This is a genomic window from Streptomyces desertarenae (assembly GCF_042681365.1).
In the GTDB taxonomy this organism is placed as follows: Bacteria; Actinomycetota; Actinomycetes; order Streptomycetales; family Streptomycetaceae; genus Streptomyces; species Streptomyces desertarenae.
Window position 1 is genome coordinate 1 of the sequence record NZ_JBHUFU010000009.1, and the last position, 12757, is coordinate 12757.

Annotated in this window: 9 protein-coding genes and 5 pseudogenes; 8 read left to right on the forward strand and 6 right to left on the reverse strand. The window is 67.7% G+C overall.

The annotated features are described in order from the left end of the window. Positions 1-736: 736 nt before the first annotated feature. A complete protein-coding gene (locus ACFSJS_RS16000; RefSeq protein WP_380900835.1) occupies positions 737-919 on the reverse strand; it encodes a hypothetical protein in 183 nt (60 codons plus the stop codon). Between the two features lie 269 nt (positions 920-1188). Between ACFSJS_RS16000 and ACFSJS_RS16005 the strand changes: the two are divergent. Further along, positions 1189-2048, forward strand: a pseudogene (locus ACFSJS_RS16005) (IS5 family transposase). Here ACFSJS_RS16005 and ACFSJS_RS16010 read toward each other — a convergent pair. Then, a complete protein-coding gene (locus ACFSJS_RS16010) occupies positions 2029-2364 on the reverse strand; it encodes a barstar family protein (RefSeq protein ID WP_380900837.1) in 336 nt (111 codons plus the stop codon). The pseudogene ACFSJS_RS16005 and the gene ACFSJS_RS16010 sit on opposite strands and share 20 nt — an antisense overlap. 392 nt (positions 2365-2756) lie before the next feature. Between ACFSJS_RS16010 and ACFSJS_RS16015 the strand changes: the two genes are divergently transcribed. From ACFSJS_RS16015 to ACFSJS_RS16030, 4 genes and pseudogenes are all read left to right on the forward strand, one after another. Further along, positions 2757-3206 (forward strand): DUF5819 family protein, encoded by a 450-nt coding sequence (locus tag ACFSJS_RS16015; protein ID WP_380900839.1) that lies wholly within the window; start codon positions 2757-2759, stop codon positions 3204-3206. Positions 3207-3321: 115 nt separating this feature from the next. Further along, positions 3322-4248, forward strand: coding sequence for an HTTM domain-containing protein (locus ACFSJS_RS16020; RefSeq protein ID WP_380900841.1), 927 nt, complete (start codon positions 3322-3324; stop codon positions 4246-4248). Further along, positions 4245-4487 carry a hypothetical protein gene (locus ACFSJS_RS16025; protein ID WP_380900843.1) on the forward strand — a complete coding sequence of 81 codons (243 nt, stop codon included), beginning with the start codon at positions 4245-4247 and terminating at the stop codon, positions 4485-4487. The genes ACFSJS_RS16020 and ACFSJS_RS16025 overlap by 4 nt, the downstream gene beginning before the upstream one ends. 554 nt (positions 4488-5041) lie before the next feature. Beyond that, positions 5042-5543: pseudogene (locus ACFSJS_RS16030) on the forward strand (serine hydrolase). Between the two features lie 372 nt (positions 5544-5915). Here ACFSJS_RS16030 and ACFSJS_RS16035 read toward each other — a convergent pair. Continuing rightward, entirely contained in the window at positions 5916-6311 is a 396-nt protein-coding gene (locus ACFSJS_RS16035) for a DUF5131 family protein (RefSeq protein ID WP_380900845.1), read from the reverse strand. A 182-nt stretch (positions 6312-6493) separates the two neighbouring features. Here ACFSJS_RS16035 and ACFSJS_RS16040 point away from each other — a divergent pair. Together ACFSJS_RS16040 and ACFSJS_RS16045 are read left to right on the forward strand one after the other, a co-directional pair. Beyond that, a pseudogene (locus tag ACFSJS_RS16040) lies at positions 6494-7420 on the forward strand (IS5 family transposase). A 549-nt stretch (positions 7421-7969) separates the two neighbouring features. Continuing rightward, on the forward strand, positions 7970-9454 hold the full coding sequence (locus tag ACFSJS_RS16045) for an L-type lectin family protein (RefSeq protein ID WP_380900847.1): 1485 nt from the start codon (positions 7970-7972) through the stop codon (positions 9452-9454). Positions 9455-10269: 815 nt separating this feature from the next. On the opposite strand, the gene ACFSJS_RS16050 is transcribed toward ACFSJS_RS16045, so the two are convergent. Both ACFSJS_RS16050 and ACFSJS_RS16055 read right to left on the reverse strand, forming a co-directional pair. Then, on the reverse strand, positions 10270-10611 hold the full coding sequence (locus ACFSJS_RS16050; RefSeq protein ID WP_380900849.1) for a hypothetical protein: 342 nt from the start codon (positions 10609-10611) through the stop codon (positions 10270-10272). 178 nt (positions 10612-10789) lie between these two features. Then, entirely contained in the window at positions 10790-10978 is a 189-nt protein-coding gene (locus ACFSJS_RS16055; protein ID WP_380900851.1) for a hypothetical protein, read from the reverse strand. A 103-nt stretch (positions 10979-11081) separates the two neighbouring features. Between ACFSJS_RS16055 and ACFSJS_RS16060 the strand changes: the two are divergent. Continuing rightward, a pseudogene (locus ACFSJS_RS16060) lies at positions 11082-11221 on the forward strand (IS5/IS1182 family transposase); the annotation flags it as partial. A 472-nt stretch (positions 11222-11693) separates the two neighbouring features. Here the strand turns inward: ACFSJS_RS16060 and ACFSJS_RS16065 are convergent. Further along, positions 11694-12569 (reverse strand): annotated as a pseudogene (locus tag ACFSJS_RS16065) (IS5 family transposase). Positions 12570-12757 lie beyond the last annotated feature (188 nt).

Sequence of the window (12757 nt, forward strand, 5' to 3'; positions counted from 1 at the left end):
GCCTCGCTCCGCTCGGCCCGACAGCCCGGCGCTTCGCGCCGGGCCAGGCGCCCTCGCTCCGCTCGGGCGGGCCGGGCTCAGCCCGGCCAGGGGCCGCTTCGCGGCCCGGCGCCCCGGGCGGGCTCCGCCCTTCCGGGGCCGGCCGCCGGTTCGCTGCGCTCACCACGGCCGAAGGCGGCCCGCTCGCGGGCCGGGGGTTCCGCTCCGCTCCACCCCCGGAACACCCGACCCGTGGGCCCAGCGTGGTAGGCCGTCAGCGGGTAAACCCCGGGCGGGTGTTGGACCCGCTGCGCGGGCAGCCAGCTGTCGTGGGGAAGGTGGGCGCAGTCGGGTATGGTCACGGGCCAGAGGTGGTCGGGGTGATCATGCATCATGATTCATGCCTGTGTGGAGTCTGGGGATCCGTGTCACCCTCTCCCAGGGGTAGGAAAATTCGACGAGTCACCGAAATTCTCGGGGCGGGGATTCCCGCCCCGCCCCGAAAAACCTCATCAGGTCGTTCCGTCCCCTCCCACTCGAAAAGCGGTTGAGAGGGGACGGAACGTCATCGAAAAAAGAGCCGGTGATAGAGGACCAGTTTTGGGCTGGCGTTCCGAGGACCATCCCGGCGGCTGTGGCCGTGACCTTCGAACCATCGGCGATCGCCTCCTTGACCACCTTGCGGTCGATGGCGAACAAGGGGCGGTCGCCGTCGACTCCGGCCGTGCCACCGAGGCGGGTGACACGGCGGCCCGGCTTACCGGGCCGCGGTACTGACGACGAGCGTCACCAAGGCCGCCAGCAGCATCGCCCCGCTCACAGCGGCCGTCAGCGGCTGGGCGAGGGTCGGGTGACGGTGGACGGCATAGCCGAGCCCACCAACGAACATCAGGCCCACCAGGACCATCAACAGAACAACCAGCAGAACAAGCGCGGACATATGGACTCCTCCATCTGAGTCAGGGCACGCAGGCACACACCAGTGCCTCCCGCTCCTTCGTTGTGGACGCACGCGGCGGAAACGCTCGCCCCCACGTGGGAACCGGCGAGCGACTGCCGCAGCCGGCAGCACAGTGAGGGATGCAGGGGTTAGCCGCGCAACCCCTGCCTGACCTGCAACAACACCGACAGGAGGCCCGCCCGTCGGCGCCCATACACGATCACGGACCTAGAGCGTGTCTCTTTGATGGGTTGATCAGTTGATCGGGTGTGACTGTCCGGTTAGTGATCACTGATGCGATGTGGGATCGGATCGAGCCGCTGATGCCGGCCGATCCGGTCCGTGGACGACGGTGGGCCGATCACCGTCGGACCCTGGAAGCCATCGTGTGGAAGTACCGCACCTGCTCGCCCTGGCGCGACCTGCCAGAAGAGCTCGACCCCTTTCAAACTGCGCACAAACGCCTGATCAGGTGAGCCAGGGACGGCACATGGGAACGGGTCCTCGCGGCCGTCCTTGCAGCGGCGGACGCCGATGACGACCTGGGCTGGACAGTCTCGGTGGACTCCACCGTCTGCCGGGCTCACCAGCATTCGACCGGAGCCAGGAAAAAGGGGCGCCCGGTCGTTTCGAGCCCGAGGACCACGCTCTCGGCCGCTCCCGCGATGGCTTGAGCACGAAGGTCCACCTGGCCAGTGACAGCCGGGCACGGCCTCTGTCCATCCACGTCACCGCAGGCCAGGCCGGTGACGCGCCGGCCTTCGAGGCGGTCATGGCCGGGATCCGAATCCCGCGGAGCGGACTTGGCAGGCCAAGAACCCGCCCTACAGTCGTCCTTGCGGATCGCGCCTACTCTTCCCGCGCGATCCGTGGGTACCTCCGTCGACGTGGCATCCGTGCGGTCATTCCGCAGCCCGCCGACCAGATTGGCCATCGCCTGAGGCGAGGCCGCGCCGGAGGCCGCCCGCCCGGCTTCGACGCAGAGATATACAAGGAGCGCAATGCCGTCGAGCGGTGCATCGCGCGACTCAAGCAATGGCGCGGTCTCGCCATGCGGACGGACAAGCTCGCCATCACTTACCAGGCCGCACTCCACCTTGCTGCCATCCTCATCTGGACTCGGCACTGAGCAAAGCGCCCAAAGGGTTCGTCAGGCCAGCCCATGGGATGAGTCGATTCTGCTCTCCGTCAAAGATGCTGACCAGGACGTCGGCCTCCTGCCGATGTCCGTCGAAGAGACCCTGCTGGTCGACGTGCACGATCAGGATGTCGTGGCTGTCGATGACCTTAGAGATGCCCCGGGTCTGGATCGTGTCTGACCACGCGTCCAGGTTCCGACCGAACCACTCTGGCAGACCGCATGGCTCGCTCACCGCGTCCCAGAAGTCGTTGAGTGTCTCGATCAGCCGGCCGCGCAGGTCAACGATCAGCTCGTTGTCCATCATCGCAGCAGACTAACCAGCCACACCACGAGTCACTCACTGGTTAAAGAGACAGGCTCTAAGGCCGCCAGCGCGGTCGGCAATGCCGCCGGGAAGGCGACTGTCCACGCCAGGGCGGCGGGTTCCGCTGCCAGCAACTATGGCCTGATCGGCAGTCTGTACGGGACCCCGCCGGCCGGTGTGTCCTCCGACGCACCCGTCTCAGCGGACGTGGTCTTCGACAAGTGACACAGCAGCACCTGGGTCTCAGGAGGGCGGCGCTGTTGGTCGGTGCCGCCCTCCTGGGCGGTCACTTCGCCATGGCGGCTCTCTCCCAGGCGCCCCTCAGCCCCGCCAAAGTCCGCTACTACGAATCCGTTGACTCCTACCTCTCCCCGTATTTCTCCCAGAACTGAATGCTGTTCGCTCCCGACCCCATTACCGACGACCGGGGAATACTAGCCCGCGCCAAATGCTCAGACGGCACGGTGACCGACTTCTACGATGTCACCTACCCTCACATCAAGGCGGCGCAGGACAGCCGTTTCTTCCCGTCTCGCATGTCACGGCTAGTGACGAACGGCCTCCAGGCCATCAACAACAGCGATGAACTGCTTAACCGTATTCGCAGAAATTCTCAGAACGACAAGAAGCCGGCCCTGCCCCTGACGCCTTTCGAGAAAAATAGCAGAACCGACACGATCTCCTTTCTTGCTCGCTACTCCACGAGCCAGATGCCGACAGCGTGTGGGGGAAGTTCGATGAAATACAGGTCCGCATGTACATTAATCATCTCCCTTTTTGGTCGCAGCGCAACAATCCGCAGGCCAAGGAGAAGATTGAGGTGGAGGACTTTCCCTGGCTGAAGGCAAAGGAACTGCGATGAGAAAGATCCTTGTCGGTCTTGACAAGTGGGCCAGCTGCCCAAGAGGCATCCTAGGGGTATCGGCAGCGCGAGCTGTACTAGGGTTCGTCGGACTCATGTTCTATGTGAGTCAGTACAGTGAACGCCATTACCTTTTCGGCCCCAACGGAGTGATCCCCCATGACGATTTTATCCGCCAGATAAACGACACAGGAACTTTCAGCCTCTACGCGTGGAGCGCCTTACCCACCTGGTCTGAGATCGTCTTCCACGCAGGAGCACTCGCTGCGCTGGCAGTCATGCTGGGCGTCGGAGGCCGGGTCGGCCTCGCGGTGCACTGGGTCTTCCTGTGGTCCGTCTACCAGCGGCAGATCGCGATTATCGACGGCGGTGACAATCTCGCCTACATCGTGATCCCTATGCTGCTGACCCGCTGCTACGACCGATTCTCGTTCCCTACCGGCGCCGCTCGCCGTCTCACTCGCAGGATTCCCGGCAGCATCAAGACTCTGTCGACGCCGCTGCATAACCTTGGTGTCCTGGCGATCGCGGTACAGATCTGTCTGGTCTACATGGTCAGTGGACTGTTCAAGGTCCAAGGCGATGTCTGGCAGGACGGCACCGCTCTCTTCTACATTCTCCGCGTCCCCGAGTTCACCCTGCCTGGTGTCTCCGAACTGGTATACGGCAACGACTTGCTGGTGTACCTGGGCACTTACATCTCCGTCCTCTTCCAGATTTACTTCCCGATGGGCATCCTCGTACCCCGCCTCCGCCCGTGGGCTGCCCTGGCCTCCATCGGCTTCCACCTGTCTATCGCCGTCCTGATGGGCCTGACCAGCTTCGCGCTCACCATGGTGGCGTGCGACCTGATCTTCCTCAGCGGAGCCATCGACAAAGCCCTCGCACTCGCCCGCAGGACCTCCGAGCGGACGACGCGCCGAGACACATGGGATGATCGTGTCCAGCCCGGAGCCAAGGGCCCTCGGCCCATTGCGCAGCCGGAACCTGCCACACGACAAGAGTCGGAGGCCCCAGCATGATGGTATTAGCGGAGCTGCTGTCCAACTTCCTGCCCGGCAAGATCAAGACACGCATCGACTACCTATGGTCAGCCCTGATCATGTCGGTGATCACGCTGCTCGTGCTCACCGGCACAGCTCATTTCTTTGGACAGGAATGGTCCAAGGCCCTGCGGTGGACCTCCATCGTCGCTGCCTGCGTAGCTGCCGGATATGCGGTCGTCTACCCCTTCCTCAAAAACAAGCTGGTCAACGAGTGAACCGCCCCCACTCCAAGGTGTGGCAGTCGGCGTCCCGCGGCGGCGCACCGCCAGTCCTGGCCGCCACCGGCTGCTTCCTGCCACTGAGGTCATTCGAGAACAGCCGGTTGCCGCAGCTCACCGCTGACGCGCCTCACCAGCGGGGAACCACCGCCTCTCTGCTCCGGCCAACTGCACGGACACGCTGATTCACAAGACAGCCTTGGCTTGACGGAACGACCGCTTCGGTCCACTCCCCCTGGGCCGACTGCATGCGACCGGATCCGCTCGCACGGCGAAGGCGCACGCCTGGCTTTCAACACCTCGGCCGCCAAGGCCGACCCAGGTTGGAGGAACCCACCAACACACACCTGCCCACCTTCGGGGCCGGGCCGGCATGCAACGCCCGGCAGACACGGCGATCAGGGAAGAGGAAGCCTGCCGCGATGATGTTCCGAACACCCACCTGCGTCCTGGGAAGCAGCAATACCCGCCTCCAAGCCTCGAACGGGCACAGCCCGGATCAGTTCATTTAGCTGGGCTCACCGACCAAAGTCGTCACCGGGGCATTGCTCATGCAACTGGCGGCCACGGGAACGGTCTCACTCGACGAGCCCATCAGCCACTGGCTGCCAGCGCCGAAAAGCACAGCTATCACGCTGCGGCACCTCGCACAGCACACATCCGGCCCCCCCGCCTCCCCCCAGGACTCGCTCCCAAGACCCCTACAGGAACTTCACCGACCAATCCCTGTGGGATCTGCTGCCCCACCTGAACGAACTCGCCACATCCAGCCCGGGGAGCCGCGAGGAGTACTCCAACCTCGGTTACGCGATCCTTGGCGCTGCACTGGCCGCCGCCACAGGCTGCCGATACGAGGACTTGATCCATGACCGCGTCCTCGCGCCTCTTGGCCTGCCGTCCACTGCGATGACGCCGCATCCGCCCTTGGACAACCGGCTCGTGCCGAGAAGTTCCGCCGCAAGCTCACACCCTGGACACTGGACGGAGCAATCCTGCCGGCCGGAGGACTATGGGCCACCGTCCGCACCGTCGCCACCATGGTCACAGGGTTGATCGTTGACCGCGCTCTGGGAGAGCCGGCCCCCACCTGGATGAAATCCGGTTCCCTGCTGTGGCACAACGGCGGCACCCGCCACGCTTACCTGTCAGCCTGGGCCTCACCGTGCGGACAGTGGGTAGTTGTCCACCGGCTCGGCGGATCGCCCTCTGAAACAGACCGGATAGCGCTCAAGCATCTTCGATAGGCTCCACGGCGGTACCTCTGCCTGGTCAGAGGAGAGGCGGCAGGTCTCCCGAGGAGGTCCTCCTCGGGGACGGTGAACGGCCCGCGGCGACTGCGCTCGGACCGTTGACGCTGGGGACGTTGGTGGTCAGACCCGGGGCAGGGGCCTCACCCAAGTGGAGGATTATCCACGGAGTCGCCACTCACGCTTGCCGAATACTCCGTAAGTTGTCCGGCCACTCCAGATGGCCAGCGACCTGCCGAAGACGCCGTGCCCGCTTGGTCAGTACCTGGTAGGTGTGCTGCGGGGTGTCGGCCATCACCTCGAAGACCCGGCGCACGTAGTCCAGTGGCACCCGGGCGTGGAAGAGGCCGCTCATGGAGTTCACGAACACCGTGCGCGGGCTCTTCCACCCGTAAGGCACCCGCAGGGCGTCCGGGTGAAGCGTCAGCCCGAACCCGGGGCCGGAGGTCCGCGGGTCACCGTCGGCCTGATACTTCGGCGAGCCCACCGCCTTCAGGCGCTTGGCCAACGTCAGCGCGTAGCAGTTGTCGCAGCCCTCCGATACACGGTCGCATCCCGTGGTCGGGTGGACCATCCCCGCGGGTGCAGGGCCGACCCGCCTGCGTCACCACCCGCCCGGGTGAGCGCCGGACCATCCCCGCGGGTGCGGGGCCGACGCTTGCTGAGCTGCGGTTATGTCCGGGTGGGGGCTGTTTTCGTTTAGGACTTGTCCGGTCGATCTTGTGACTGCTCCATGTCCGGGTCGTTGAGGTGAGCATGGGCCGGGGTGATCTGACGGATGCCGAGTGGGAACGACTGCGGCCATTCCTGCCGGTCAGCAACGGGCGGTGTGGCCGGTGGCGGGACCACCGGCAGGTGATCGACGGGATTCTGCACCGGGTGCGGACCGGCGTTCAGTGGCGTGACCTGCCCGAACGGTTCGGGCCGTGGAAGACGGTCTACGAACGCCACCGCCTGTGGTCGGCCGACGGAACCTGGGAGCGTCTGCTCCAGCAGGTCCAGGCTGCGGCCGACGCGGCCGGCAAAATCGACTGGGACGTCTCGGTGGACTGAAACCATCGTGCGGGCCCACCAGCACGCCGCCGGCGCCCGCACCGAGCCGCCGCCTGCACCAAAGGGGGTCGAAGCCGCAGAACACCAGGGCGAAACACCCTGGCAGAGTCTGCCGGCCCGCCTGGTGGAGGTGGTGCAGGAGGTGAGGGCCTGGGGCGCTCGCGCGGCGGGTTCACCGGCAAGCTCCATCTGAGTGCGGACGGCCGCTGCCGCCCGCTGTCCCTGATCGTCACCGCAGGCCGGCGGGCAGACTGCACCCAGTTCATCGACGTGTTGGAGAAGATCCGAGTGCCGCGGACCGGTCCGGGCAGGCCGCGCGGGAAGCCCGCGAGCCTGGCGGCCGACAAGGCCTACAGCAACCGGCCCGTCCGTGCATACCTGCGACGCCGGGGCATCCGGCACACCATCCCGGAGAAGACCGACAGCCAGGCCGCCCGCCTGCGCAAGGGCTCCCGCGGCGGACGGCCACCCGGCTTCGACGAAGAGCGGCACAAGAAACGCAACACCATCGAGCGCGCGATCAACCGCCTGAAACAACACCGGGCGGTCGCCACCCGCTACGACAAACGCGGCTACGTCCACCTCGGCACCGCAACCGCCGCAGCCCTCACCATCTGGCTACAAACATGATCGGCCGGACAAGTCCTAGTGGAGCTCCCGCCCCGGGCGGTGGGTCGGTCTGGACGACCAGGTCGTCATTGATCTGTGTGATCGACTTGTCCGGGCCGGGCCCGGGCGAGTAGACCGCGTCGGAGTTCCCCACCAGGACTCCACGAAAACCGGCTTCAGGCCACACCCCGGCCGGGCCGGTGGAGTGGCCAGTGGCCAGTGTGGACATCAGTCACCGGTGTCGCCGGATGGGATACCGGGCCGGACGCGGCGGCAGATGGAGTGGCCGAGGAGCATGTCAGGGTCGCCGACCTCGTTACTCCGCCACCACTTCCAGGCCCTGACCTGGGTTCGAAACAGGAGTAAGGGCCAACACGGACAGCAAACGCCATATGCCCCTTTTATTGAAAAATACAGCAGTTTATGGGTCATGGTCCCTGGTGACTCCGCACTGTGGTCCCGCCTCGTCGGCATGGGCCGTCAGGGCATTCCGAAGATCACCGACATCGTCAAAGGCAGGTGCACATGACCACCCAGATTGCCTCTCGGACAGCAAGGGCCACACGTCAGGTGGAGTTTCCGGTCATCGAGCCCTTCACTTCCGGGCACACCGCCAACCCCCACTGGAAACTGAGGGGCAGCGCCGCGCTCAACGGCAGCCTGGAACTCACGCCGAACCAGAAGGGCAAGGCCGGCACCGCGTTCCTCGACCAGGCGTTCAGCTCCAAGCTCGGGGTGACCATCGACTTCGACTTCGCCGTGGCCGGTGGAATCGACCCGACCTTCGGCCTGGGCGACGGCTTCTGCGTCTACCTCATCGACGGACAGTACACCACCGAGCCCGGCGGCCTCGGCGCAGGGCTCGGCTACGCCATGGAACGCCGCGCCACACCACCCCAGCCGGGGGTCACCGGCGGATACGTCGGCATCGGCTTCGACAACTTCGGCAACTTCGCCTCCGATCTCGCCGGCCCGGACGGCCCCGGCAGCCGCTCCAACATGCTGGGAGTCCGCGGTTCCGGCAGCGGAACGGAAGGCTTCAGGTGGCTCACCGGAGTCCAGGTCCCCAACGGATTCCGCGCAGACTGGAAGGCGGGTGCCCACCTCCAAGTCTCCGTCATCGACGGCCGCCTCACCGTCCGCCGCTCCAGCACGGCCGACCCCAACGGCACCCTTCTGCTCGACGACTACCCGCTGACCGACCAGCCCGGACAGCAGCAGATGCCCCCCACCTTCAAACTGGGCTTCTCCGCCGGCACAGGCGGCGCCACAGCCTCCCACCAGATCAGGAACCTGAAGGTGGCCCTGCCGGTCCACATGTCGCTGGACATGGAGGGCCCCATCCAGGCCGACGCCGGGCAGCGCATCCACTACCTGGTCAACGTGTCCAACTCCGGCCCCAACGACGCGCCCGACGCCCTCGTCGAAGGCACCATCCCCACGCAGCTCTCCGACGTGCGCGTGGAGTGCACAGCGAGGGACGGAGCCGTGTGCGGCCCGGCCTCCACCTCGGACGGGCTGCACCAGCCGGTGGATCTCCCCGTGGACCGCTCGGCGCAGATCGTGCTCAGCGGCAAGATCGATCCGGCATACGAAGGCCCCATGACCTGTGCCGCACTGATCAGCTCCCCCACCCGGGCCAACGCGGCGCTGCAGCACCACGACTCGATACGGACACAGGTCACGATCCCCCCGGCGAACGCCGACCAGGAGATCGCCGGCCAGTGGCAGCAGACGTGGCCCGAGGACGCCCTCGGCCATGTCGTCAGCAGCAATCTGAAGATGCGCGCCAACCAGGACCGGGTCGTGGAGTGGGAAATCCGCTTCGACGTGCCCGAGGGGACCAGGGTTAACCCGGTCCAGCAGCAGTGGTACCAGGTGAAGGAGGACGGCCAGAACGGCTCGGTCGTCCTCGCCTCCCCTGGAGACGGGAAGCACACGATCGAGCCGGGCGCCGGCCTGACGGTGCAGGTCCAGATGCTGTACCCGTCCAAGGCGGTCGCGGGAACCGGCGAGCTGAGGAACCTCCGCGTGGCAGAAGTGACAGGAGGGTGATCACAAAGTCGCCCGGCCGTCCGCAAGGCCATGCGGTGGTCGCTCTCCTCACCGGCGTAGCCGGTGAGGAGAGCGACCCGGCCATCGCTGACGGAACGACCGGCCCCAACCAGGGCCGGGTGACGCCACCGCTGTCGAGTTCGCCTCTGCCGGCGGCGTGAGCGCGGCAGAGGGAGTGGCTGTCGCGGCTACGCCCGAACAACTCGATGATGGGGTCTCGTCATCGCCGAGCGCCCGTAGCGGATAGGCAACGGGTTGCGATCGGGAGAGCCAAGTCAACACCGAGGGCCTTTGCACGCTCGCCGCGCGCCCCGGCCCACCGCCGCCGGTGAGAATCCGCCGCCGCGGACCGGTCGGTCAGGGTCCGCTCCGCGTCCGGGTACCGGCCCTGGCCGAAGAGGTTCCGGCCCGCGCCCCGATTGACCTCCTCCTCCGCCGCCGGGCACGGCCCATCCCCCAGCCCGCTGCGGACAGGCCGTCGGGAGAGGGTCACTCGACGGCCCACCGGCAGCCTTGCCCGCGGCCCGACGGGGACGGTGCGCCGGCGGCGGAGTGGGGTGGCGACTACTTCTTCAGGCCCGTCTCGTCTCGCTGCGGCCTCGGCAAGAGACGGGGCGGGTGAGCTGGGAGTCCCCCGATCAGCGCGGTAGGCCGCCGCGTGTGAGGATCCGGGGCTTCCCCTTTACCTCTCCGGTTCGGTTACCTCACGCATGCTGGTGCCGCCGCAGGCCCGCAAAGGTCTGCGGCGGCACGGTGTCAGCGGTCGAGCCGATTGGGGAGTGGGCCAGGGCGCGGCCCTGACCCGGTGGCAGGGGTCAGCCGGCGTAGCTGTGCTGTCCGAGGACGGGGGCCGCGACCTTGGTGGTGTAGCTGTTCTCAGCGATCGCGAGTACCGGGGTGGTGCGGTTGGTGGCGGTGCCGTCGCCGAGTTCGCCGTTGGGATTGTGGCCCCGGGCGCGGGCGGTGCCGCCGGAGACAACGGCGAGGCTGTGGTGACCGCATCGACCGACAGAACCGGACCCGTATGCCTGGATACAGCATCGCGGACCGGCCTCGGCAGGTCCGCCAACGTGAGTGCCTTCATCATCGATCGTCTGCCTCTCGCCCGTAGGGTCCTGCTGCACACCATGACCCGGGAGTGTCTTCTTGTACCGCATGCGCCCCGCCTCCGTGAGCGACCGCAGCGACATCGAGTGCCTGGCGGCCGACCGCTTCCGGTGGATGGCCGACCGGGGGCACGCCCCGTGGCCGCGAGACGCCCGTGAAATCGCCGACAAGGCCGGGCGGGCGCCCATGTGGCGCCTGCAGTCCGGACGCGGTCGGCGACGCGTCGGCTCAGGACCGGGGCCGCGACGCTGCTGGGGGGTAGCCGATCCCCTCCCATTCCGGTGGGCCCTGCCGGTCGGCCTCGACGCGCTCGGGGAAGTCGGCCGGATCGCCTCGCATCTGCCAGCGGACCAACTGCTCACTGGGGACGAAGACGGTGCGCAGGCCGTCCCGGAAGAGAGGCAGGATGCGGTACACGGCAGGGCCAACGGAGTGGGGCGCCGCATGCTCCGCAGCGTCCCTGAGAGGCCGAGTGTCAGCGCTCTCCAGCCGCCACGCGGCAGCAGGCGTTGCACGGTGCGGCACCCCGCGGGTGCCCTACTGGGACCGCTGGAAAACGTTCCCCACAGGTCAGCAGGCTCACAACCGCTCCCCCGTATCCGCGCTTCAGGCGAGCAGGCGGTGGCCGCCCTCAAGCCCTGGCGGCTACTGCGCAGGCTCTGATGCTCCACCACCCGCATCACCAGCCTCGTCCAGGCGTTCCTCACCCCACCTGACGTGCTCAAACTGAGGTTGGAAAACGCTCACTGGGTGTCGGAGGCGCCGGCGGCCTGGGCGTCGGACAGGCGGGCGGCAGGTGCTGGGGGACGCGGCGCATCCGGCCGTCGTCGGTGGAGTCGGGGCGGCGGTGAAGCCGAACCGGGCGCGGGCCTCCACCGCGATGCCGCCGGCGGTCGCAGCCCGGCGGCGGGCCCGCTCCTTCACTCGCGGCTGCCACCGGGCGCGCACCTCACGGTCTCGCCCGCCCGGTCCGCGGCAAACAAGCCCCTCTACGCCGGGTCAACCCCGACCCATGCGACGCCCGCCCGGCAACCCGAGCCTGGGCACCGCGCCTGCGCCGGGGCCGGATGCCCCCGCTTGTTGATCTTCTTCCCGCTTCGGCAGGCTGCCCACCTGGGTTCTGTCCGGCGGATCACTGGCGGAGCCAGAGCCGGACTGCTGCGGCGGTGACGGCGCCGTGGAGGACGTAGGCCCGTTTGTCGTAACGGGTCGCGACCGTGCGGGAGTTCTCGAGCCGGTTGATGGTCCGCTCGACCTCGTTGCGGCGCCGGTAGTGGTCGCGGTCGAAGCCGGTCGGCCTGCCGCCCGCGCTGCCCCTGCGCTGCCGGTTGGCCCGTTGGTCCTTCGGTTCCGGGATGGTGTGCCGGATGCGGCGTTTTCACAGGTAGCGGCGGTTGCGGCGGGAGCTGTAGGCCGTGTCGCCGCTGACGTGGTCCGGCCGGGTCCGGGGGCGTCCGCCCAGTGGCCGGGGGATCCGGATCCGGCCCAGCACCTCGGCCGGCTGCGGGGCGTCGCCCCACCGGCCCGGCGTGAGCAGGAGGGCCATGGGGCGGCAGCCGCCCTCGCCGGCCAGGTGGATCTTGCAGGTCGGGCCGCCCCGGGACCGCCCCGGTCCCCCGTCGGGGCGGTGGTGCCGGGGCGTCGTCCCTTTTCTCGGGACCCGCAGGCGGGCTTTGCGGGCGCCGACCGCGTGCTGATGGGCCCGGTAGGACGTCGAGTCGACGCCGACCATCGACCGGTCGACCCGCCCCGCCGGGTCGGCGTCGGCCTGGACCGCGTGCAGGAGCCGGTCCCAGGCGCCGTCCGACGACCGGCGCCGATGCCGCTCATGGACGGTCTTCCACGAGCCGTAGCGCTCCGGCAGGTCACGCCACGGGACACCGGCCCGGACCCGGAACCCGTTGGCCACGGCGCGGTGATCGTTCCACCGGCCGCCCCGACCACCCGAAGGCGGCAGGTGCGGCTCCAGCAACGACCACTCGCGATGCGTCGGATCCCCCCGGCCCATGACCGAACCAACGAACGACCGGCTAGAAGGCCACATGATCCACCGGACAGAACCTGGTGAGCACGGCACTGCGCGCGGTGCTGGAACTCCACGCCTGATCACCGCTCACGAGCAGGGATCGCCCGCCCGTGGGGCGGCCCCCGGCGGAACCCCGGTTTCATCGCCGGTGAAGCCGTTGTGAGACGGTA

What these genes read in the sequence shown, in the direction of transcription:
- ACFSJS_RS16000 (WP_380900835.1), bottom strand. Translation starts at nt 919, where the DNA reads ATGTCCGCGCTTGTTCTGCTGGTTGTTCTGTTGATGGTCCTGGTGGGC.
- ACFSJS_RS16010 (WP_380900837.1), bottom strand. Translation starts at nt 2,364, where the DNA reads ATGATGGACAACGAGCTGATCGTTGACCTGCGCGGCCGGCTGATCGAG.
- ACFSJS_RS16015 (WP_380900839.1), top strand. Translation starts at nt 2,757, where the DNA reads ATGCTGTTCGCTCCCGACCCCATTACCGACGACCGGGGAATACTAGCC.
- ACFSJS_RS16020 (WP_380900841.1), top strand. Translation starts at nt 3,322, where the DNA reads ATGTTCTATGTGAGTCAGTACAGTGAACGCCATTACCTTTTCGGCCCC.
- ACFSJS_RS16025 (WP_380900843.1), top strand. Translation starts at nt 4,245, where the DNA reads ATGATGGTATTAGCGGAGCTGCTGTCCAACTTCCTGCCCGGCAAGATC.
- ACFSJS_RS16035 (WP_380900845.1), bottom strand. Translation starts at nt 6,311, where the DNA reads ATGGTCCACCCGACCACGGGATGCGACCGTGTATCGGAGGGCTGCGAC.
- ACFSJS_RS16050 (WP_380900849.1), bottom strand. Translation starts at nt 10,611, where the DNA reads ATGCGGTACAAGAAGACACTCCCGGGTCATGGTGTGCAGCAGGACCCT.